Below are 23498 nucleotides of genomic sequence, written 5' to 3'. Positions count from 1 at the left end.
ACATTATTCATGAATTTAAGTGGAATATTTAAAATTTTTTAAAAAGTAAATTTTTATTTTTAGATTTTTTTTTTAAAATGAGATATTTATCGTTATATTTTATTTTAGATTTTGAACGTAAATTTTTTAAGATAAGACTAATTAATAATTTTTGATTAAAAAGATTAGAACGAATGTCTAAATTATTTTTTTTATTTTTATTCATTTTTATATATTTTTTTTTAAATAATTTTAATATTATCCATTTTTTTTTATAATCAGTTATTTTAACATAAATTGGTTTTTTATTATTAAATTTTTTATTTAAATTATTAATATATTTTGAAAATTTTTTTTTATTTTTTTTAGTATTATATATTTTTTTTTCAAATTTTAATTTTTCATGATTAAAATTTTTAAATGATTTTTTATTTAATTCTTTTTCTATTTTTTTTAATTTTTTATATGCTTTAATTTTTGCTTTATTTATTTTTAACAAATGTTTTATTTGTTTTTTTGTATTTTTAAATGATTTATTTTTTTCTTTTTTAAATCCTATTATTTGAATATAAAAATTTTTATTTTTATCTTGGAAGTGATAATTTATACAATTTTTTTTTTTATAAATTTTATAATATTTTTGCATTTTTAGAAAATTTATTATTTTTTTAAAATTAATTTGTTTAGGTATGTTTTTTATTGTAAACCACTTTGTTTTATTTGATTTAATTTTTGAAATCTTTTCTATTAAATTAAAGTAGTTTTTTTTATTAATAGATAAATTATTTATTTTTTTTTTTATATTCAAAATTTTAAAATATTTTTTTTTATCATTATAGTATTTTTTTGATAATTGTGATAAATCTAGAAATTTTAATTTAAATTTTTTATGAAAAACAAAAAAATTTTTATTTTTATTATAAAAATTTAATATTTCTTTATTAGAAACTTTTTGTTTAGATATTAATTTTTTAAAGTTTAATGATGCTTTTTTATAAAATATTATTTTTGATTTTTTTTTATAATTTAATTTTTTTTCGTTTTTTAATAAAAATTCTGAATTTATTATATCATTTAAAAAATAGTTTTGAACTAAATTATCATTTATTATTTTAAAATATTTTTGTTCGTTTAAATTGTTTTTATATAAAAATTTAATATATTTTTTTTTATTAAATTTATTATTTTTTTTAAAAATATCTAGTTTTAATATTAAGTTTTTAATATTTTTTTTATTATTTTTAATATTAAGTTTATTTAAATAATTTTCAATTAAGATATTATTTATTGTATTTGAAACAATTTTTTTATATAAATTTTTTATTTTATTTTTATTTTCTATAATTTTAAAATATTTTTTTTTATTTTTTGATTTTATTTGATTTAATTTATTGATTAAAATATTTTGAACTTTATTTTTTTTAATTAGTATTTTATTTACTTCTACTAACCATGATTTATTGTAGTTATTAATATAGTTATTAACATTAGTAATAATAATAGAAGTTATTAAAATAATTAACATTATTTTTAAAATAATTTTTTTACATAATGAAAAAGAGTTTATATTCATTTTATTAAATCCATCTTTTTAAATAATTTATAATAAAAAATATTTTTTTTATTTTATTTTTTAAATAAAATTCTATTTTAAAAGATATATTATTTATAAGGGTTCTTTTCTAAAGATAATTTAAATACTTCATCAATATTTTTTACTAAATGTATTTTTATTTTAGAAAGTATTTTTTTTGGAATTTTATGTAAATCTTTTTTATTTTCATAAGGAATTATGACATTTTTAATTCTTTCTTGATAAGCTGATAAAATTTTTTCTCGTAAACCTCCAATAGCCATTACATTTCCATTGAGAGTAATTTCTCCAGTCATAGCAAAATTTTTCTTAACTGGATTTTTTGTTAAAGAAGAAGTAATAGCTGTACATATTGAAATTCCAGCACTTGGTCCATCTTTTGGAGTAGCTCCTTCAGGAATATGTACATGAATATCATTTTTTTCATAAAAATCTTTAGGAATTTTTAATATATCTATTTTTGTACGAATAACTGTAATAGCTGTTTGAATTGATTCTTTCATTATTTTTCCTAAATATCCAGTAAATGATAATTTTCCTTTTCCTGAAATACAAACAGATTGAATTTTTAGTAATTCTCCTCCAAATTTCGTCCATGCTAAACCTATTACTTCTCCTATTTCGTTTTTTTTATTATTTTTAATTGTATAATTTTTTTTTGTTCCTAAATATTTTTTTAAGTTTTTTTTATTTATTTGTATTTTTTTAATTTTTTTATTTAGAAGTATTTTTTTTACTATTTTTCTACATATTTTAGAAATTTGTCTTTCTAAATTTCTTACTCCAAATTCTTTTGTATAATTACGAATAATTTTTATTACTGCTGATTTTGTAATTGAAATTTCATTTTTTTTTAAAGCATTTTCTTTAATTTGTTTTGGTTTTAGATATGAATTATATATTTTTATTTTTTCATCTTCTGTATATCCATGTAGTTTTATAATTTCCATTCTATCAAGTAATGGAAGAGGAATATTAAGAGAATTTGCAGTAGCAATAAACATTACTTCTGACAAATCATAACTAAATTCTAAATAATTATCATTAAATGAAAAATTTTGTTCAGGATCTAGTACTTCTAATAATGCAGAAGATGCATCAGATCTTGCTTCATAAGACATTTTATCTATTTCATCTAATAAAAATAATGGATTTTTTACACCAGTTTTTGAAATATTTTGTATTATTTTACCTGGCATTGAACCAATATACGTTCTTCTATGACCTCGAATTTCTGATTCATCTTTTATTCCACCTAATGACATTCTAGTATATTTTCTTCCTGTAGCTTGTGCGATGGATTTTCCAAGTGATGTTTTACCTACACCAGGAGGTCCAACAAAGCATAAAATTGGTCCTTTTATTTTTTTCATTCTATTTTGTACTGCTAGATATTCTAATATTCTATTTTTAATTTTTTCTAAACCATAGTGATTATTATTTAATATTGATAAAGCATTTGAGAGTTTTTTTTTTATTATTGTTTGTTTTGTCCAAGGAACTTTTATCATCCATTCAATATAGCTTCTTACAACTGTTGTTTCAGAAGACATATATGGCATAAATTTTAGTCTTTTTATTTCTTTTATAACTTCTTTTTCTATCTTTTTTGGCATTTTAGATTTTAAAACTTTTTTTTTTAAAATAGAAGATTCATTAAAATCTTTATCATTTTTTCCTAATTCTTTCTGTATTGCTTTTATTTGTTCATTAAGATAATATTCTTTCTGATTTTTTTCCATTTGCTTTTTTATTCTAATTCTTATATTTTTTTCAATCTGAAATAATTTAATTTCGTATTCTAGTATCATCATTAATTTTTTAAATCTTTTATTTACATCTATTTGTTCTAATATTTTTTGTTTTTCAAGTAATTTACAAGGAATATAACTAGAAATTGTATCAGTTAATTTATTTATATTTTTAATTTTTTTTAATGATTCTAAAACATTTTGCGGGATTTTTTCATTTAAATTTATATATTTTTCAAATTGATTAAGAATTGTTCTTTTTAAAATAATTTGTTTTTCTTTTTTTATTTTTTTTAAAGAAATAAATTTTACTGTTCCTATTAAATTGTTTTCTTTTGTACCTAAATTAATTATTTTTGCTCTTTTTTTTCCTTCTATTAAAACTTTTACTGTTCCATCTGGTAATTTTAAACATTGTAAAATAGATGATATTGTTCCAATTTTAAATAAATCTTTCATTATTGGTTTTTCTATTGAATATTTTTTTTGCGTTACTAACATAATTTTTTTGTTAATTTTTAAAGCAATATCAATTAATTTAATTGATTTTTTTCTAGCTACAAATAATGGAATTACCATATTTGGATATACTACTGTATCTCTTAATGGTAAAATTGGAATTTTAATATATTTATCTTTTTTTTTCATATTATTTTGTCTCTTTTTTTTTAATTTTTAAAAAATTTTAATTAAATTTTTAAAATCTTAAAAAGATAAAAATTATTTTTTAATTAATATAAATAAAAAATTGTTAATATTTAATCAAATAAAAAAAATTATTATTTTATTTTTTTTTTTTTTTTTTAAAATGTTTTTTTTAATAAAATTTGAGGAGAAGTATTTTTAACGACTGTAGATTCATTAATTATCACTTTATCAACATTTGAAATAGATGGTAAGTTATACATTGTTTCTAACAACATTTTTTCTAATATGGATCTTAATCCTCTTGCTCCAGATTTTTTTAATATAGATTTTTCTGCGATTTTTTTAATTGATTTTTTACAAAATTCTAATTTAACTCCATCCATTTTAAAAAGTTCTTTATATTGTTTTATAAGAGCATTTTTAGGCTTACATAAAATTTTTATTAATTCATTTGTATTTAAAGCATTTAATGTTGTTATAATTGGTAATCTACCTATAAATTCTGGAATCATTCCAAATTTAATTAAATCTTCTGGTTCTAACTGTATTAGATTTTTTTTTTGTATAGTTTTTTTTTGATTATTTGTTTTTAAAAATCCAATTTTTGTACTTTTATTAATTCTTTGTTCAATTATTTTTTCAAGTCCAGAAAAAGTTCCTCCGCATATAAATAAAATTTTTGATGTATCAATTTGAATAAATTCTTGTTGTGGATGTTTTCTTCCTCCTTGTGGGGATACAGAAGCTATTGTTCCTTCTATTATTTTTAATAAAGATTGTTGTACTCCTTCTCCAGAAACATCCCTAGTAATTGATGGATTATTTGATTTTTTTGATATTTTATCTATTTCATCTATATAAATTATTCCAGTTTGAGCTTTATTTACATCATAGTTACATTTTTGTAGTAATTTTTGTAGAATATTTTCTACATCTTCTCCAACATATCCAGCTTCAGTTAAAGTTGTTGCATCAGAAATTGAAAATGGAACATTTAATGATTTTGCTAATGTTTCAGCGAGTAAAGTTTTACCACTTCCTGTAGGTCCAATAATTAATATATTACTTTTACCAATTTCTATTTTATTTTTTTTAATTTTTTCTATTCTATATAAACGTTTGTAATGATTATATACAGCAACTGATAAAATTTTTTTAGGTTTATTTTGACCTATTACATATTCATCTAATTTTTTTTTTATTTGATTAGGTTTTGGGAGTTCTTTAAATTTTTTAAAAAAAAATGGTTTTTTTTTATATTCTTCAGTAAGAATATTATTGCATAAATAAATACATTGATCACATATATATGCTGTAGAACCAGCAATTATTTTTTTTACTTCATTTTGGTTTTTTTTACAAAAAGAACAATATAATTTATTGTTATCTGTTTGTTTTTTATTTGTCATTAATTTTCTCTTAATATTATATTAAAATTTTTTTAATATTTTAATTATTTTTTTTTTGTATTTTCATTTTTTTTATTTAAAATTGAATCTATTAAACCGTATTCAAGAGCTTCTTTAGCTGATAGGAAATAATCTCTTTCTGTGTCCTTTTCTATTTGTTTAATATTTTTTTTTGTATGTCGAGATAGTATTTCATTAATATTTTTTTTAATTTTATATATTTCTAATGCATGTATTTTTATATCAGATGCTTGTCCTTTATAACCTCCTAAAGGTTGGTGTATCATAATTCTAGAATTTGGTAAACTAAATCTTTTACCTTTTTTTCCAGAAGAAAGTATTATTGCAGCCATAGATGATGCTTGACCTACACATATTGTATTTACGTCTGGTTTAATAAATTTTATAGTATCATATATAGATAATCCAGAAGATACAATTCCTCCTGGCGAATTTATATATAAAAATATATCTTTTTTTATATTTTCAGATTCTAGAAATAATAATTGTGCAATAATAAGATTAGATAGATTATCATTAATTTCTCCTGTTAAGAATATTATTCTTTCTCTTAATAAACGAGAATAAATATCAAATGATCTTTCTCCAGAATATGTTTTTTCTAATACAATAGGTATTAAATTTTGATTTATAATAGATTTTTTTTTATAAAACATTTTTTTTCCTTTTTATGAAAATTTTTTAAAAATAATTTTATTTTTTATAGTTTAATATTTTTATGTATTTTTAAAGCTTTTTTAAAAGAACAATGTTTATTTTTTATCAATATATATTTAAAAATAAATGAAAATGTTTTATTTATTAATAATATTTTTCTAATATTATTTTTTATTTTATTTTTTTTAATTTTATCTAATTTATTTTTATAAAAATTTTTTATCGTTTGTTGATATATTTTTTTTATTAATTGATTACTAACAAATAACGATTCATTTTTAATAATTTTATTAAGTATATAATTTATTTTAAGTTCTTTTTTAGCTTTTTTTATTACATTTATGTTGTATGATTTTTTAAATATATTTTTTTTTTTCTTATATTTTAAAAAAATATTTTTTTTAATAGTTTTTATTTGATTTTTTTTTTTTTTTATAGAAAATTTTTTTTTAAAAATTTTATTCCATTTTTTTATAAATTGATTTTTTAAATTTTCTTCAGTAATTTTTTTTGATTCTTCTTTTAAATTTAAAAGAATATTTTTTTTTAGTTCTTTAATATTTTTTATCTGGAATCCAAGTTTTTTAATTTTTTTAAAATTTATTTTGTTGTTTTCTTTTTTTTTTATTTTAATTATTTTAATTATAAAGAAACTTTTTTTTTCAGTAATTTTTTTTTCTGGATGATGTTTTGAAAATTTAATTTTTACAATGATTTTATCATTTTTTTTTTTATTAATTAGTTTTTTATATATTTTTTTTAATAAAAAATTTTTATTCATTATAATTTTAAAATTATTTTTTTTTATTATAACTTTTTTATTTTTTGAAAGTAATTTAAAATTAATATAAACTTTATTATTTTCTTTTATTAATCCATTTTTTATAGTCCATTTGGATATATTTTTTTGAAAATTTAAAATTAATTTATTAATATCTTTTTTTGTTATTTTAATATTTAATTTATAAAGTTTAATTTTTTTTAATTTTTTTAACAATATATGATAATTAATATTAAATTCTATTGTATAATTTAAGTCCATTCCTTTTTTATATTTTTCTAAAAAGTATTTTACATTTGAATATTTTGTAATATTTTTTTTTTTTATATATTTTAAAAAATTTTTGTTTATTATTTTTTCTAGAATTTCTTTAAGAATATTTTTTTTAAATTTTTTTTTTATTAATTTTATAGGTGCTTTTCCTTTACGAAATCCATCAATTATTGTGTTTTTTTTTAAAAATAAAAGTTTTTTAAATATTTTTTTTTTAATAATTTTAGATGATATTATATTTTTTATTTGTATTTTTTTTTTATTTTTTTTTGAAACAATAAGATTCACATATACCTCTTTTATTATTTATTATTTTTACTTTTTTAAACTTCAATAATTTAAAATTATTTTATTTAAATAAATTTTTTATTGATTTATACATTTTGTAGAGGAAAATTTTTTATTTATTTCAATATCCCATTCTTTTTTTGTATACGTAAATATTTCTATTCCATATATATTTATATTTATTTCATTAGATAAAATATTATAAATTATTTGATGTCTTCTTAATATGTTTATTTTATAAAAATTATTACTAACAATAATTATTTTATAATGAGAGTTTTTTTTATTAAATTTTTTATGTCTATTACTTATATTATATATTTTAATATATTTTATTTTTATTTTATTTTTTATTTTTCTTTTAATAATTTTTTTCATGTTTAGTTTTTATTATTTTTTTTAAGGTAATTATATTTTTTTGTTTTTAATTAATTAAATTTAATTAATAATTTATTTTTTTTTTAATTTAATTATAAAAAATTTTTTAATTTATAAATTTCTTATATAATTATATTATGAAAAAAATATTTCAACACTATTATTTTTATATTAAGATAATTTTATTTTTGATATATTTTTAAAGTATATAAAATTTTTTTTATTTTTTTATTTTAAAATATTATAAAATATAAAAAAAAATATTTTTAAATTTTGAGGTTTATTATGAATTTTTATAGATTTAAAAGGTTTTTCTTAATATTTTGTTTAACATCTCTTTTAAGTGGTTGTCATGAAGGATTATTTTTTCCTGCTGGAGAAATATCTATTCAACAAAAAAATTTAATTTTGATTTCATTTTTTGTAATGTTATTAGTTATAATTCCAGTTATTTTTATGACAATATTTTTTTCTTATAAATATAGAAAAAAATCTATAAATAAAGATTATAATCCTGATTGGAATCATTCTTACATAATTGAATTTTTTACTTGGGGAATTCCAATTTTAATAATATTTTTTCTATCTATTTTATCATGGAAGAAAACTCATGAATTAGATCCAAGAAAAAGTTTACAAGTACAATCTACTCCAATTAAAATAGAAGTAGTTTCATTAGATTGGAAATGGTTATTTATTTATCCTAAACAAAAAATAATTTCAGTAAATGAACTTGTTTTACCGACAAACGTTCCAATAGAATTTTATATTACTTCAAATGCAGTAATGAATTCTTTTTTTATTCCTTCTTTAGGAAGTCAAGTTTATGCTATGCCTGGTATGACTTCAAAATTAAATTTAATTTCAAATTTTTCTGGAATATATAAAGGGATTTCTTCAAATTACAGTGGAGCAGGTTTTTCAGATATGAAATTCAAAGTAATTTCAACAATAAATTATAAATTTTTTAATTCATGGTTAAATAAAGTAAAAAAAATTGGAAAAAATATATTTACTTTTAATGATTTTAAGAAAGTTTATACAAATAAATTAATTAAATATTTTTCTTTTAATGATTTAAAATTAATTGAAAAATTCATTCAAAAAGGTAATTAATATTTAATTTTTTTTAATATTTTTTTTTAATAACTTTTAAAATTTTTAATAATTAGGAAAATAATATGTTTGGAAAATTATCATGGAAAGACATACCTTTTCATGAACCTATTATTGTAGTTACTTATATTTGTATTTTTTTAGTTTCTATGGTTGTTACATGTTTAATTACTTATTTCAAAAAATGGGAATATTTATGGAAAGAATGGTTTACATCTTTAGATCATAAAAGAATTGCAATAATGTATATAATTTTAGCATTTATAATGTTATTCAGAGGTTTTGTTGATGCAATTATGATGAGAATTCAACAATATCTTGCATCTTTAAAAAATCCTTCTAGTTTTTTACCTCCACATCATTATGATCAAATATTTACTGCTCATGGTGTAATTATGATTTTTTTTGTTGCTATGCCTCTTATTATTGGTCTTATGAATTTAGTTGTTCCTTTACAAATTGGAGCACGTGATTTAGCTTTTCCATTTTTAAATAATTTAAGTTTCTGGCTTACATTCAGTGCTGTTGTTTTAATTAATTTATCTTTAGGTGTAGGTGAATTTGCAAAAACAGGTTGGTTAGCATATCCTCCATTATCTGAAATGACATTTAGTCCAGGAGTAGGAGTAGATTATTGGATTTGGTGTTTACAAATTGCTGGTCTTGGTACTACTTTAACAGCAATTAATTTTTTAGTTACAATTTTAAAAATGCGTGCTCCTGGTATGACGTTATTTAAAATGCCAGTTTTTACATGGACTGTTCTTTGTTCTAATTTATTAATTATTGCTTCTTTTCCTGTTTTAACTATTACTTTATTGTTTTTAACTTTAGATAGATATTTAGGATTTCATTTTTTCACAAATGATATGGGTGGAAATATGATGATGTATGTAAATTTAATTTGGATTTGGGGTCATCCAGAAGTTTATATTTTAATTTTACCTGCTTTTGGAATTTTTTCTGAAATAGTTTCAACTTTTTCAAAAAAGTCTTTATTCGGATATACTTCATTAGTTTGGGCAACTTTGTCGATTACTCTTTTATCTTTTATAGTATGGTTACATCATTTTTTTACAATGGGAGCTGGTGCTAATGTCAATGCTTTTTTTGGAATTACTACAATGATTATTGCAGTTCCTACTGGAGTAAAAATTTTTAATTGGTTATTTACAATGTATAGAGGAAAAATTTATTTTCATTCTTGTATGTTATGGACTATTGGTTTTTTAATTACTTTTTCGGTTGGGGGTATGGCTGGTGTTCTTTTATCTTTACCGCCTGCAGATTTTGTTTTACATAATAGTTTATTTTTAGTAGCTCATTTTCATAATGTTATTATTGGAGGAGTTGTTTTTGGTTGTTTTGCAGGAATTACATATTGGTTTCCTAAATTTTTTGGTTTTGTTTTAAATGAAACTTGGGGTAAAATAGCTTTTATTTTTTGGATTCTTGGATTTTTATTTGCTTTTATTCCTTTATATTTTTTAGGATTAATGGGAATGACTAGAAGATTAAGTCAGAATATAGATTATAGTTTTCATAGTTTACTTTCGATTGCTTGTATTGGTGTAGTATTAATATTTTTAGGAATTATTTCTCAAGTTATACAGTTTATTATATCTATTAAAAATAGAAAAAAAAATTTAGATATTACTGGTGATCCTTGGGATGGAAGAACTTTAGAATGGTATATTTCTTCTCCAGCTCCTATGTATAATTTTTTTAATATACCTAATATAAGTAATCGTGATGAATTTTGGAATATTAAGAATAATAAAGATAATTTAAATAATAAAATAAGAAAAAATAAAATATATAAAAATATTTATTTACCAGATAATAGTTTTTATGGAATGTTAATAAGTTTTTTTCTATTAATTTTTGGATTTTCTGCGATTTGGCATATTTGGTGGTTATTTTATATTTCTTTTTTTAGTGTTGTTTTTGTTTGTTTTTACAAAAGTTTTCAAAAACAAAAAAAAATTTGTATAGATAAAAAATTTATACAGAAAATAGAAGAAATTCATAACAAAAACTTAATTAAATAGAGTTGAAAATATGTTTTATAATTTTTTTAATAAATTTTTTAAAGGAAATATAGATAATTTTTTTAATGATTTAAAAATAGATAAAAAGATAATTTTTGGTTTTTGGATTTATATTATGAGTGATTGTATTATTTTTGCTACAGTTTTTTCAGTATATTTTGTTATGGTTAAAAATATTTCAAATGGTCCATCTGGAAAAGAATTTTTTAACTTACATTTTGTTGAGTTAGAAACATTTTTTTTATTGCTTAGTTCATTATTTTTTAGTATTGCTGTAGATTTTTTAAAAAAATATAATATTAATATGGTTTGTTTGTTTTTATTATTTGTTTTTTTATTAGGTTTATCTTTTTTATTATTAGAAGGATATGAATTTTTTCTTTTATCTAAAAAAAATTATTATCCAACTTGTAGTGGTTTTCTTTCAGTTTTTTATACTCTATTATTTTTACATGGATTTCATGTAATTTCTGGTTTAATTTGGATTATTTTAATGATTTTTCAAATTATATTGATTGGAATAAATAAAACAACAAATACAAGAATATTATGTTTAAGTATTTTTTGGCATTTTCTTGATATTATATGGATTTTTGTATTTACTTTTGTATATTTATTTGGAGTAATATAATGAATTTTCATAATAAATTATTATCTTTTATAAAGACAACTATTTTTTTTTATATAATTATATTTTTTCTATCTTTAATTTTATCATTCTTTCCTTTTTTGATAGTAAGTTTTCATATGTTTTCTAAAAATATTTTATATTTTTTAATTATAATTTGTTGTTTCTTACAAATTTTATTACATATATTATTTTATTTACATCTTAATGATTTAAACAAAAATAGTTGGAATTTTTTTTCAATAATTTTTACGTTTACTATTATAACTATTATTGTTTCTGGTTCAGTATGGATTATGCGGAATTTAAATCATCATGTTATATCTATTTAAATATTTTACAAAAAATTTTTTATATTTTTTTGAATTAATTAAACCAAGAATATTATTTTCTAATTTATTTTCTTCTGTTTCTGGTTATTTTTTTGGTATCAAAAATAATTCTATTAATTATTCGATTTTTTTTTTTATGATTTTTGGTTTATTTTTTATAATATCTTGTGGGTGTGTATTAAATAATATTTTAGATAGAAAATGTGATAGACAAATGAAAAGAACTATGAATAGGGTTTTAGCAAAAAAAAAAATTTCTATTAAAGAATCATTTATATTTTCTATTATTTTATTTATTTTAGGAACGTTTTTTTTATGTTATTTTGTTTCAAAAATAGTATTTTTAATATCTTTTTTTGGTTTATTTGTATATGTTTTTTTATATACGTTTTTACTGAAAAAAAAATATCCATGTTCAACTATTGTAGGAGCATTTTCTGGTTCTTGCCCAATATTAATTGGTTATTTATCAGTTTTAAATTATGATATATATATTGGACTTTTACTTTTTCTTATTTTTTTTATTTGGCAAATTCCACATTCTTACTCAGTTTCTTTATTAAATTTTAAAGATTATAAAAATGCAAATATAAAAGTTTTTCCTATAATATATAGTTTTGAATTTACTTTAGATAATATGTATTTTTTTGTTAATTTATTAATTTTTTTTAATTTTATTTTTAGTATTAATAGTAATTTAAATAAATTTCATTTAATAATATTTATTATTTTAGGTTTTTTTTGGTTGTTTTATATTACTAAAGGTTATAATATTTTTTTAAATTATTCAAAATGGTTATTAAAGATTTTCAAATTTTCTATATTTTATATATTTATTTTTAATATTTCTATTTGTATAAATTATATATAAATTTTTAAAAACATTTATTTGGTTTTGGTATTCCTGAGATTTTACTAATTTGAAGAGATGGATTTTTAGGAAACAATTTAATCAAATCAATGCTAGTTATATTTATTTTATATTTTTTATTTATTGCTGTTAGTAATATTCTAATAGATGGACTAATGTAAAATTTATAATAAAAATTTCTTGTAAATTTTATTATTCTCCAATGATTTTTATTTAATTTTATTCCATTTTTTTTAGCTATTCTAACAGCATATTTTTTATTCCATAATAATTCTTTTATTTTTTTTATCATTTTTATTTTTTTTAAATTTTTATAAGAAATTATTTTTTATATATTATTTAATAAATTATTTTTATTAAAAATTTAATTATTTTTTTTTAAATAATTTTAATTTTATATTCTTATTTTTGATGCAGCTTTATCTAACACTCCATTAATAAATTTATGACTATCTTTAGAACAAAAAATTTTTGAAATTTCAATTCCTTCATTAATTATTACTCTATATGGTATATCTTTTCTTTTTATAAGTTCATAAAAAGACATTCTAAGAATTGATTTTTCAATTTGTCCTAATCTATTTAAATTTTCTTTAATATATTTTTTTATTAGTATATCTATTTTATTTTTATTTTTTATAATTCCAGTAAAAATTTCATTAAAGTATTTTATATCTACAATTTTTTTATTTTTTTTATAAAAATATTTTTTTATTTCTGATACTGTATTATTTGATATTTGCCAAGAATAAATTGCTTGCACAATACATGTTCTAGCTTTTTTTCTTAAATTAATATTCATTTTTATTTTATTTTCTTTATATATTAAATTTTATTTATATATTTTATATGTTTTTTTTTAAAATATAATAACAAATTTTATGTCAGGGTATATTTTTGAAATTTTTTTAAACTTTATTTTTTTAGATTAAAAAATTTTTTATCTTTATTGATTAAATATTTTTCTCTATTTTTAAATTATTGTTTTTTATTCGAATTAATAAAATTTTATTTTGAATTTTTATTGTTTTATTATTTTTTTTTTTTTAAATTATTTAAAATAAATTTCAATTAATATATTTTTTTTTTTTTTTTTTTTAATAATACAAGATATATAATTTTTTAAAATTTTTTTATATTTTTTCTGAAATTTTTATATTTTTATTTTTTGATTGTAATAAAAATTTTTTTATGTCAGATTATAATTAATCTATTTTACTATAGTAAAAAAATTGTTTAATTTAACACACATTATTATTCTATAAGAAGATTTTTTTAGCTTCTTTTGAATTAAAAATTTCTATATTTTTTTAATTAAATTTTTATGCATCTTGTTTTAACAATAATATTATTTTTTACAATAATATAATTAACTATTAGGTTTTTAAAGGTTTTAAAAATTAATTTTTTTATTAAATTTATTTCATTTTTTTATATATTTTTTGTGATTTTTCACATATATATTTTTTATATAAATATTTTTTAATATAATATAATAAAAAAAATTTTATTATATTTATAGTTTTTTAACTTTTTATATAACGTTAATAATTTTTAGTGTAGTTAATGTAGTTTTTTTAATTTTTTATTATTGACTTTTTATTCCATATTTTTCTAATTTTTGATTAAAATTTTTAGTTATTAATAAAACTAACGTAATTAAAATATGAGAAGATAAATTTAATTTATATATTAAATATATAAATGATTTTTCTATAAATTTATGATATATTTTTTATTTTTAATAATTTTATTTTAATGTAATAATTTTATGATTTTTTTTTTAAAAAAAATATTTTTTGGAGTAATTTTTATATCATAGGTTTCTAGTATTTTATAATATTAATATTTTCTTTATGAATATTTTCTATTTTTTTTAATATGTTAATATATTCTTTTAATAATTTATTATTAATGATTTATTGAATCTTATTATTTTATATAAATTTTTTAAATTTTTAGAGAATAAACTAGATTTAATTTTTTTATTCTATTAAAATATAATGTTTTTAAAAAAATAAGATATATTATTTTATCATAAATTAATATTTTTTTTTAAAGTTTGTTTATATTTTTTTATAAAAAAAAAAAAAAATATTGTATTTATTTTTAATAAATGTTATTATATTTGTTATAAAAAATATCGCGGGATGGAGCAGTTTGGTAGCTCGTCGGGCTCATAACCCGAAGGTCGTTGGTTCAAATCCAACTCCCGCAAAAAATAAAAAAATAAAAATAAAAAATATAAAAAAATTATAAAAAAAAAATAAATTTTAATATTTTATATTTTTTAATTTTTTTATTAGTCCACTTTTTTTAATAATTCTATTTTTAATATATTTTATAAAAATATTTTTTTTTGAATAAATCCAAACATATTTTTTTGCTCTTGTAATTGCTGTATAAATTATTTCTCTTGACATAATTTTATTTTTTTTTAAAGGTAAAATTAAAATTATATGATTAAATTCTGAACCTTGAGATTTATGAACAGTAATTGCCCATGTTGTTTTATATTTTTTAATTATGTTTATTGGAATTATTTTAATTGAATTATTAGGCATTAAAAAAAATATTTTCATTTCATTTTTTTTATCTAAAAGAGTAATTCCTATACTTCCATTAAATAATTTAATATTTTTTAAATTTTTTTTAATTATAATAGGTTTTCCTATATACCATTCTTTTTTATTAATTTTTTTAAAGTATGTTATTTTTTTTTTTTTTATAAAAAATTTAAAAATTTTATTAATTCCTTTTACTCCATACCAACCTTTTTTTAAAATACATAAAATTCTTATTCTATTAAATTCCTCTAAAATTTTTTTTATAGATTGTTTATTTATAACCATTTTAAAATAGTTTTTATACAATAAAAATATTTTTTTTGTTATTTTTAAATAAATTTTTTTTTTATTTTTAATAATAAAAAATTTAAAATTTTTATATTTATTATTTATAATTTTTTTAATTTTATTTTTTTTAAATTTTTTAATTATTTTAGAACATATGTCTATATCTGATTTTTTTTTATATCGATATTGTTTATTTAAAATACATATTTTATTTTTTAAAAAAATATTTTTTTTATAGAATTTTTGATTAAATTTTTTATTTTTTATACATTCTTTAAAATTTAAATATAAATTTATATTTTTATTTTTTAAAAAAAATATATAAATATCATTTAAAATAGATCCTATATTAATAGAAGGTAATTGATAATTATCTCCTATGAAAATTACTTGTGTATTTTTATATATTAAATTAATTATTTTATCAAACATAAAAATATCAATCATTGATGATTCATCAATAATTAATATATTTGCTTGAACTTTTTTTTTTTTATAAAATATATTATTTTCGTTATATAAATTTATTTTAAAAAAATCATGTATTGTAAATGATGAATTAGGTATATATTTTTTAAATTTTTTATTTATTTTTAATAATAATTTGTTTTTCTTTATTGATTCTAGAAGAATTGCACTAGCTTTTCCAGTTGGAGCTGTTAAAATTATTTTTTTATTTTTAGATAGTTTTAAGAAAAAGTAAATTATAATAGAAATGATAGTTGTTTTACCTGTTCCAGGTTTACCTATTATAAAAGTAAATTTATTTAACAAACATAATATTATTGCATTTTTTTGTTCAGTATTTAATTTTTTAAAAAAATTTTTGTTTAATATTTTTTTCCATTTAGAATATTTATATTTTTTTAATTCATATTTTTTATTAAGAAAGTTATATATATTTTTTTCAATATTCCATATTTTATTTAAAAACAAATAATTTTTTTCTATTATTAATGGATAATTTGTATTTTTTTTTCCTATTGAATCACTTTTTAATAAATAATTTTTAATTTTTTTTAAATTATATTTTATTTTAATTTTCTTTAAAATTTTTTTTGAAAAAAACATATCTTTAAAAATTTTTTTTAAAGAAACATAAGTATTTCCTTTTCTTAATTGAAAACTTATATAAATTGAAATAATTAAAATTAATGGATCATTTTTTTTTGAAATATTTTTTGCATAATAGAAATCTATTAATTTTATTTTTTTTTTTTTTAGAAGATTTTTAATTATATTTAACATAATATTTTATATTTTCGATTGTGTAAAAAAATTTTTATCTAATTTTTTAATAATTTTTTTTTTTGGTTTATAAAAAAAAATTCCTGTTTTATTATCTTTACCATTCATTCCTCTTAAAAAAAGATAATAAATTCCTCCAAAATTTTTTTTAAAACTGTAATTTTTTAACTTTTTTTTTAAAAATTTATGTAAAGCAACAGAATATATATAATATTGAATATCATATCTATTTTTTTTTATTGTTCTAACAATTTCTTTATTTTTATATTTTTTTTTATTTTTTCCTAAATAATTAGATTTAAAGTCAATTAAATAATATTTTTTTTTATCTTGAAAAACAATATCAATAAAACCTTTTAATACTCCTTTAACTTTTTTTTCATATATATTTTTTTTATTATTTATTAAATTATTTATAGAATTAAAATCTATTTTTTTTTTTAATAATAAAGAAAATTCTAATTCTTTTAAGTAATTTTCTTGATTTAATTTAAATAAATTTATTCCATAATCATTTAATGGTGTTAAAATTATATTTTTAATCCATTTTTTTAATATATTTAACCATTTTTTACATATTTTTTTTTTAAATATTTTAAACAAAAATTTTTTTTTTATTTTTTTTTTAAAATTTATTTTTTTTAGTATTTTATGAAGTAAAATACCGTATTTTTTACCTTGTGGAAAGAAATATTGATTATATTTTGTTTTTTTTTTATTTTTTATAATAGCTATATTTTTTTTTAAATTATTTTTATTAATTTTTGTATAACTTGTATATAATATTTTTTTAAAATTTCTATTAAATATATTTTTTATACATTGTTTTTTATTTTCTTTTTTTTTATTTTTAAGTAAATATTTTTTTTCTTTTGATTTTATTGACATTCCTTTATTTAAACAAATTTTTTTAAGTTTATTTGATAATTGACAAATATTCATTTTTTTTCCTTTTTGTAAAATATATCCTAGTCCACTTTTATGAAAATTTGTATTTTTTGTAATTGATTTTTTTTGAATTAATGGATTTATTCCTATACTACAATGAAATTTTGATCTAGTTATTGCAACATATAATAATCTAATATCTTCTGATAATCTTTCTTCTTCTTCAAGTTTATTTTTTTTTTTATTATTATTAATATTAATATAAGTGTTAAATGTTTTTCTATTATGATAAATTAATTTTTTTGAAATTTTGAAATTTGAAATAAATGGAATCCATACTATTGGATATTCTAAACCTTTTGATTTATATATTGTTACTATTTGTATAGTATTTTTTTTTTTATAATCAGATCTTTCATAATATTTTTTCTTTATATTTTTTTTATTTTTTATTTTTTCTTTAAACCAAATTAATAATGCATCGAATTTTTTTTTTAAAATAGATTTTTTTTCTAATATTTCAGATAAATGAATTAAATTTGAAATTTTTTTTTTATTTTTATTTTTAAAAAAATATTCTTTATATAAGTGACTTTCATAAATAATTTTTTTTATTAAATTTAAAATTCCATTTTTTTTCCATATTTTTAAATAATTATAAAATTTTTTATATATATTTGATAATATATTATATTTTTTTTTTAATTGATATATTTCATAAGAGTTTTTAAATATTATAGAAGTAGAAAGCGCTTTTTTTAAATATAATTCGTTTGATATATTTAAAATAGATTTTAATATGTAAAACATTTCTTGAACTTCCAGTGTTTGAAAGATAGATTTTTTATTAGAAGTATAATGAGAATTTATTTTAAATTTTTTTAATTCATGGTTTATTTTTTTATATTCTTTATAATTTTTAATTAATATACAAATATCTTTTATTTCTAATTTTTTTGTAGAATTAGATGTTTTTAAAAAAGCATTATTTTGTTTAATTTGTTTTATTAAATAAAAAATATTTTTTGCACATTTTTTTGCAATCCAAGAATCATATTCTAAAAATTTTTTATTTTTTTGTTTTTTAAACCAAAATGTTATTGAAGGTTGTTCTTTTTTTTTTATTATTAATTTTATTTTTTTTGATTCATTCGTATAATTTAATGGTGTGTATTTTATTTCTTTAAAAATAAAACTGTTTTTTATTTGGCTGAATAAAAAATTTATATTTTTAATTATTTTATATGAGGATCTCCAATTTGTATTTAACTTATATATATTTGATATTTTAGATTTTATTTTAAAATAAAAAAATATATCTGCTCCTCTAAATGCATATATAGATTGTTTTGGATCTCCTATTAAAATTAAAGAAGATTTTTTATAATTTTGATAAATTTTTTTAAAAATTTCATATTGTTGATAATCTGTATCTTGAAATTCATCAATAAATGCAATAGGAAATTTTTTTTCAATAGAATGACATAGTTTTTTATTATTTTTTAATTTTAAAAGAAGAAATTTAATTAAGTTATCAAAACAAAATTTTTTTTTCTTTTTTATATTAGAAATATGTTTAATTTTTTTTATTGCTTGTAGTAAAATAATATTTTTTAATGAAAAATTGTTTTTTAAAAAATTTTTTATTATTTTTAAAAATTTATATTTTATTTTTTCAATTTTAGATAATTTATCATATATTTTTTTTTCATAAAATTTATTTATTTCTTTTGGAAAATTATAATTTATAGTTTTTTTTTTTGACCATATCGTTATTTTTTTGATCCAGTTAAAAATATTTTTTTTATTATAAATTCTTTTATTTAATTTTTTTTTTAAAAAAAATTTTTTCAAAATTGATTTAATTTTGTTCCATTTTATTTTAAAATTATAAATTTTTTTAATATTTTTTTTATGTTTTTTTAAAATATTATATTTTTTTTGTTTATATATAAAAACTTTTGATTTAATATTTAACCATGAATTTATTTCTAATAATAAATATTTTGGATGTTTCCAATATTTTAAAATTATATTTAAAATATTTTTTTCAAGTGGAACAATAAATTTTCTCCAAAAATCATATGTAGATTTTTTATATATTTCTTGATCTTGATATATTTTTTTTTTAATAGTGTTTTTATAAGTAAGATTATAACTTTTTAGTATGTTTTTACAAAATCCATGAATTGTATAGATTGGAGCATGATTTATTTTTAAATAAGCAATTTTTAATATTTTTCTACTTTTTTTAAAATTTTTTATTTTTTTAAATATTTTTTTATAGTTTTTATTTCTTGTTTTTTTTAATTTTAAATCAATGTAAAAATTATAAATATTTTTTGATAATCTATTTTGTATTTCTATCTTTGCATTATTAGTATATGTAATAATTAAAATTTCTTTTACTAAATATTTTTTTTTTTGTTATTAAATCCTAATAGTAATCTAAGATATAATAATATAATTGTAAAAGTTTTTCCTGTTCCTGCTGAAGCTTCAATCATATTTATTCCATTAAATAAAATTGAAAAAATTTTTTTTTTAGTTTTATTATTCATTTTTTTATTTTCATTTTTTTTAAATATATTTTTATAAAATATTTTTATACATAGGTTTAATCCAATATTTTGTTATTCTAAATATTTTTTTAATTGATTTTTTATTTAAAGTTTTAAATATTTTTTTTATATATAAATTATTTTTTTCACCTATAAAGTATTTGTTTCCATTCCATGTTTCAATCATTTTTTTTTTACTATATTGAATAATTTCTCTATCTTTTGAAATTTTATTTTTTTTTTTGTTATATATATAATGAAACCAGTTTATACCTGTTTGAATTAAAGGTATTGGATTAGTTAATCCTTGAATATATCCAAATATATATTTTAAAAGATATTTTTTTGCTTTTTTTTTTTTTATATTTTTAAAAATAATTTTATTATTTAATCCAATATATGTGCTTTTATGTTTTCCTCCATTTGAACAATATAAAATATGTTCTAACCACAAACTTAATTTATCATGATAGTTTAAATTAAATGGTTTCCATCTTAAAATTCCATTTTTAGATGAAATATTTTTTATTTTTCCGTATATTTTAAATTTTTTTATTTTTAATTTAATTTTTATTTCTTTTAAAGAAACTTTTAATTTATTTATTTTTTTATAAATTTTTTGATTTTTTTTTATTTGTTCATTAAAATATATTTTACCTAAATTTCCATATGGTAATATTCCTGTAGATTTTATTTTTTTGAATAATTTTTTAATATTTTTTTTAAAAATTAAATAGTTTAAAATTTTTATATTTATTAAATAATGATCTTTCAAGTTTGTATAAAATGGTTCATGATTTTTTTGTATTAAATTTATTTTTTTAAAATATATTTTTAATGTATTATGAAAAAAATAATTTATTGGATTTTTCCAAAATTCAATTAATTTTATAGATTTTATTTTTTTAATTTTTTTAGATTTTAAAATTTTTTTTATAAATTTTTTTTTTATAAATTTTTTTTTTTTAGATAAATTCCATATTGAATGAAAACTATTAAAATTATTATTTAAATAAAAATTTTCTTTATAAAAATCATTTTTTGTATGTATAAATAATAACTTATTTTTTTTAAAAGAAAAATTTTTTTTTATATATTCAATTAAATATTTTAATAAAAAAGAATATCTATTTAGAATATTTTCTGATGAATTATATATATAACTTATAAAAATTTTTTCTTTAGTAAATCCAATTAATTCCAAAAAATTTAAAAAATCTTCTTTATTTTTTTTTAAATCCATTTTTTCTTTATATAAATTAATTAAGTTTTCTTGATTACTTATATATTTTTTAGGAAAATTATTATTCATTCCTAATATATAAGTAATTTTAAATGGAAGTGTTTGTAAAACATTAAAATTTGTAAAAATTATATTATTATTATAGTTTTTTTTTAAATATATTTTTTTAATTTTTTTGTTTATTATATATTTTATAATTTTTATAGATATTTTTTTTTTATAAGAGCTATCTAAAATTTCTTTTAATAAAGAGTTCCATTTTTTTTTTATATGTTTTAAATATATTTTTGTTTTTTTATTTTTATAAAAAAAATCATCGATTATATTTTTATATATTTTTTTCCATGTTTTACATGTTTTTTTTGTTGATAACTTTTTTTTCCATTTTTTTAATGTTGTTATAAAAAATATTAGTTTTTCTAATGTTTTTATATCTTTTTTTTCATGAATATTATAAGGAAAAATATTCTTCCATTGTATATCTTTTTTATACATTCCATAACCAAAAATTATTTTTTTTATTCCATATTTCCATGTATTTTGATTTATTTCAGGAAAATTTATTTTTTTTTTATGTTTTTTATTAATTCCCCAACATATTTTTGTATCAAAAACCCATTTTTTAATAGTTTTTACTTCTTTAGTTGTAATAGAAAATTTTTTAGCTATAAAATTGAAATTTAAAAAATTTAATATTTTTGTACTTTTAAATTTATTTTTTTGTAAAGATAAAATTTTATTAAAAATGTATAAAATAGGATTATTTTTATCAAAAATTTTTTCATGTATTAAATAAGGAATATTATTTTTTTTAATTTCTGATTTAAAAACTGAATTTATATATGGTATATATTTTTGAATATTTTTTGTTTTTACAATTATATCTTTTGGTTTTATATTTTTATTTTTTTTTAAAATATTTAATATATTGTCTTGTAATATTTCTATTTCTCTTAAACGATTTGAACATTCATGTATAGATATTGAATTATCGTTTTCAATTATTTTGTTTTGAAAAAAAATATTATTTTTATAATTAAAGATTTTATTTTTAATAACATTTAATAACGTATTTTTTTTATTATTAATATATAATTTTTTTTTTTTTGTTGTGAGTGAGAAAATATAATTTATTTTGTTTATATAATTTTTAGTCCAATATAGTATATTTGAATTTTTAAAAAAATATTTTTTTTCTAATATATTATGATTAAAAGGTGTACATAAAAAAAAATAAATATCTATTTTATAACTAATTTTTTTTAAAATTTTAATATAAGAAATTGGATAGTTTATTGGATTTATAATAAATATTCTATGAGGTAAATTTTTATATTTTTTTTTTATTTTATGTTTTTTGATTAAATTTTTTTTTAAATTTAAATAATGAAAATTATTTTTTTTTATAATTTTTTTCCACATTTTTTTTTGTTTTAATATTATTTTTTCTTTATATTTTTTATTATTTTTTTCCCAATTGTTTATTAATTTTTTTCTATAAATAAGATATTGAAAAAAAAATTTTGAAATATTATTAAAATATTTTAATTTTGTGTATTCGTTTTCTTTTTTTTTAAAAATATTTTTTTTTTGAAAAGATTCAGATAAATTCATTAATTCCCATAAAATAAATTTTTTATTAAATCTTTTATATTTTTTTTTATATATAAATAATTCTAATATATAAAATATAAATTTTTCTTTTGTAAAAAATGAAATATTACAAAATATTCCAAAAATTTTTTTAATTATTTTTTTAATAAATTGTGAAATTTCAATATCTGGAACTACAATTATTTCTTTTATAAATATATTTTTAAATGATTTTTTATTCATAATATGACATATTTTTTTTATTAAATAATTAAAATCATTAGAAGTATAAATTTTTATCATATTTTTATGAATTTTTTTTAAAGTAATTAA

The 23498-nt window shown here is 15.2% G+C and carries 17 protein-coding genes and 1 tRNA gene; 6 read left to right on the top strand and 12 right to left on the bottom strand.

Features of this window, described 5'->3' with window-relative positions:
* Positions 1-28 precede the first annotated feature (28 nt).
* The 6 genes from AACK90_RS00810 to AACK90_RS00785 form a co-directional block, all read right to left on the bottom strand.
* Complete coding sequence (locus tag AACK90_RS00810; RefSeq protein ID WP_339043528.1) at positions 29-1552, bottom strand: SurA N-terminal domain-containing protein; 1524 nt, start codon at positions 1550-1552, stop codon at positions 29-31.
* Between the two features lie 89 nt (positions 1553-1641).
* Positions 1642-3972, bottom strand: coding sequence for an endopeptidase La (gene lon, locus AACK90_RS00805; RefSeq protein ID WP_339043526.1), 2331 nt, complete (start codon positions 3970-3972; stop codon positions 1642-1644).
* A gap of 155 nt (positions 3973-4127) precedes the next feature.
* Complete coding sequence (gene clpX / locus AACK90_RS00800) at positions 4128-5381, bottom strand: ATP-dependent Clp protease ATP-binding subunit ClpX (protein WP_339043524.1); 1254 nt, start codon at positions 5379-5381, stop codon at positions 4128-4130.
* A 44-nt stretch (positions 5382-5425) separates the two neighbouring features.
* Positions 5426-6058: an ATP-dependent Clp endopeptidase proteolytic subunit ClpP gene (clpP, locus tag AACK90_RS00795; protein WP_339043522.1), complete on the bottom strand. Its 633-nt coding sequence runs from the start codon at positions 6056-6058 to the stop codon at positions 5426-5428.
* Between the two features lie 44 nt (positions 6059-6102).
* Positions 6103-7401, bottom strand: coding sequence for a trigger factor (locus AACK90_RS00790; RefSeq protein WP_339043520.1), 1299 nt, complete (start codon positions 7399-7401; stop codon positions 6103-6105).
* Positions 7402-7479: 78 nt separating this feature from the next.
* Entirely contained in the window at positions 7480-7779 is a 300-nt protein-coding gene (locus tag AACK90_RS00785) for a BolA/IbaG family iron-sulfur metabolism protein (protein ID WP_339043518.1), read from the bottom strand.
* 285 nt (positions 7780-8064) lie between these two features.
* Here AACK90_RS00785 and cyoA point away from each other — a divergent pair, with 285 nt between their 5' ends.
* The 5 genes from cyoA to cyoE all read left to right on the top strand — a co-directional run bounded on the left by cyoA (position 8065) and on the right by cyoE (position 12777).
* Positions 8065-8895 (top strand): ubiquinol oxidase subunit II, encoded by an 831-nt coding sequence (gene cyoA, locus AACK90_RS00780; protein ID WP_339043516.1) that lies wholly within the window; start codon positions 8065-8067, stop codon positions 8893-8895.
* Between the two features lie 65 nt (positions 8896-8960).
* Positions 8961-10946: a cytochrome o ubiquinol oxidase subunit I gene (gene cyoB / locus AACK90_RS00775; RefSeq protein ID WP_339043514.1), complete on the top strand. Its 1986-nt coding sequence runs from the start codon at positions 8961-8963 to the stop codon at positions 10944-10946.
* A 10-nt stretch (positions 10947-10956) separates the two neighbouring features.
* A complete protein-coding gene (locus AACK90_RS00770) occupies positions 10957-11577 on the top strand; it encodes a cytochrome c oxidase subunit 3 (protein WP_339043512.1) in 621 nt (206 codons plus the stop codon).
* The gene (locus AACK90_RS00765) at positions 11577-11906 is read left to right on the top strand and encodes a cytochrome C oxidase subunit IV family protein (RefSeq protein ID WP_339043510.1); all 330 of its coding nucleotides are present in this window, start codon (positions 11577-11579) and stop codon (positions 11904-11906) included. The genes AACK90_RS00770 and AACK90_RS00765 overlap by 1 nt, the downstream gene beginning before the upstream one ends.
* Complete coding sequence (gene cyoE / locus AACK90_RS00760; protein WP_339043508.1) at positions 11890-12777, top strand: heme o synthase; 888 nt, start codon at positions 11890-11892, stop codon at positions 12775-12777. The genes AACK90_RS00765 and cyoE overlap by 17 nt, the downstream gene beginning before the upstream one ends.
* 4 nt (positions 12778-12781) lie before the next feature.
* Here the strand turns inward: cyoE and AACK90_RS00755 are convergent, their stop codons facing one another.
* Together AACK90_RS00755 and nusB are read right to left on the bottom strand one after the other, a co-directional pair.
* Entirely contained in the window at positions 12782-13069 is a 288-nt protein-coding gene (locus AACK90_RS00755; RefSeq protein WP_339043506.1) for a TusE/DsrC/DsvC family sulfur relay protein, read from the bottom strand.
* A gap of 102 nt (positions 13070-13171) precedes the next feature.
* Positions 13172-13579 carry a transcription antitermination factor NusB gene (gene nusB, locus AACK90_RS00750; RefSeq protein ID WP_339043504.1) on the bottom strand — a complete coding sequence of 136 codons (408 nt, stop codon included), beginning with the start codon at positions 13577-13579 and terminating at the stop codon, positions 13172-13174.
* A gap of 1342 nt (positions 13580-14921) precedes the next feature.
* Between nusB and AACK90_RS00745 the strand changes: the two genes are divergently transcribed.
* A tRNA-Met gene (locus AACK90_RS00745) sits at positions 14922-14995 on the top strand.
* Positions 14996-15050: 55 nt separating this feature from the next.
* Here the strand turns inward: AACK90_RS00745 and recD are convergent.
* From recD to AACK90_RS00725, 4 genes are read right to left on the bottom strand one after another with little or no spacing between them, the layout of a single operon-like run.
* Entirely contained in the window at positions 15051-16880 is a 1830-nt protein-coding gene (recD, locus tag AACK90_RS00740; RefSeq protein WP_339043502.1) for an exodeoxyribonuclease V subunit alpha, read from the bottom strand.
* Positions 16881-16886: 6 nt separating this feature from the next.
* Entirely contained in the window at positions 16887-20162 is a 3276-nt protein-coding gene (recB, locus tag AACK90_RS00735; RefSeq protein ID WP_425333438.1) for an exodeoxyribonuclease V subunit beta, read from the bottom strand.
* Positions 20163-20176: 14 nt separating this feature from the next.
* The gene (locus AACK90_RS00730) at positions 20177-20329 is read right to left on the bottom strand and encodes a UvrD-helicase domain-containing protein (protein ID WP_339043500.1); all 153 of its coding nucleotides are present in this window, start codon (positions 20327-20329) and stop codon (positions 20177-20179) included.
* A 31-nt stretch (positions 20330-20360) separates the two neighbouring features.
* Positions 20361-23468, bottom strand: coding sequence for an exodeoxyribonuclease V subunit gamma (locus AACK90_RS00725; protein WP_339043498.1), 3108 nt, complete (start codon positions 23466-23468; stop codon positions 20361-20363).
* Positions 23469-23498 lie beyond the last annotated feature (30 nt).

The organism is Buchnera aphidicola (Periphyllus acericola) (assembly GCF_964019855.1).
GTDB lineage: Bacteria > Pseudomonadota > Gammaproteobacteria > Enterobacterales > Enterobacteriaceae > Buchnera_J > Buchnera_J aphidicola_BC.
This window is presented reverse-complemented; position numbering and strand designations above follow the sequence as displayed.

Coding starts and splice junctions, on each gene's coding strand:
- AACK90_RS00810 (WP_339043528.1), bottom strand. CDS start 1,552: ATGAATATAAACTCTTTTTCATTATGTAAAAAAATTATTTTAAAAATA.
- lon (WP_339043526.1), bottom strand. CDS start 3,972: ATGAAAAAAAAAGATAAATATATTAAAATTCCAATTTTACCATTAAGA.
- clpX (WP_339043524.1), bottom strand. CDS start 5,381: ATGACAAATAAAAAACAAACAGATAACAATAAATTATATTGTTCTTTT.
- clpP (WP_339043522.1), bottom strand. CDS start 6,058: ATGTTTTATAAAAAAAAATCTATTATAAATCAAAATTTAATACCTATT.
- AACK90_RS00785 (WP_339043518.1), bottom strand. CDS start 7,779: ATGAAAAAAATTATTAAAAGAAAAATAAAAAATAAAATAAAAATAAAA.
- cyoA (WP_339043516.1), top strand. CDS start 8,065: ATGAATTTTTATAGATTTAAAAGGTTTTTCTTAATATTTTGTTTAACA.
- cyoB (WP_339043514.1), top strand. CDS start 8,961: ATGTTTGGAAAATTATCATGGAAAGACATACCTTTTCATGAACCTATT.
- AACK90_RS00770 (WP_339043512.1), top strand. CDS start 10,957: ATGTTTTATAATTTTTTTAATAAATTTTTTAAAGGAAATATAGATAAT.
- AACK90_RS00765 (WP_339043510.1), top strand. CDS start 11,577: ATGAATTTTCATAATAAATTATTATCTTTTATAAAGACAACTATTTTT.
- cyoE (WP_339043508.1), top strand. CDS start 11,890: ATGTTATATCTATTTAAATATTTTACAAAAAATTTTTTATATTTTTTT.
- AACK90_RS00755 (WP_339043506.1), bottom strand. CDS start 13,069: ATGATAAAAAAAATAAAAGAATTATTATGGAATAAAAAATATGCTGTT.
- nusB (WP_339043504.1), bottom strand. CDS start 13,579: ATGAATATTAATTTAAGAAAAAAAGCTAGAACATGTATTGTGCAAGCA.
- recD (WP_339043502.1), bottom strand. CDS start 16,880: ATGTTAAATATAATTAAAAATCTTCTAAAAAAAAAAAAAATAAAATTA.
- AACK90_RS00730 (WP_339043500.1), bottom strand. CDS start 20,329: ATGAATAATAAAACTAAAAAAAAAATTTTTTCAATTTTATTTAATGGA.
- AACK90_RS00725 (WP_339043498.1), bottom strand. CDS start 23,468: ATGATAAAAATTTATACTTCTAATGATTTTAATTATTTAATAAAAAAA.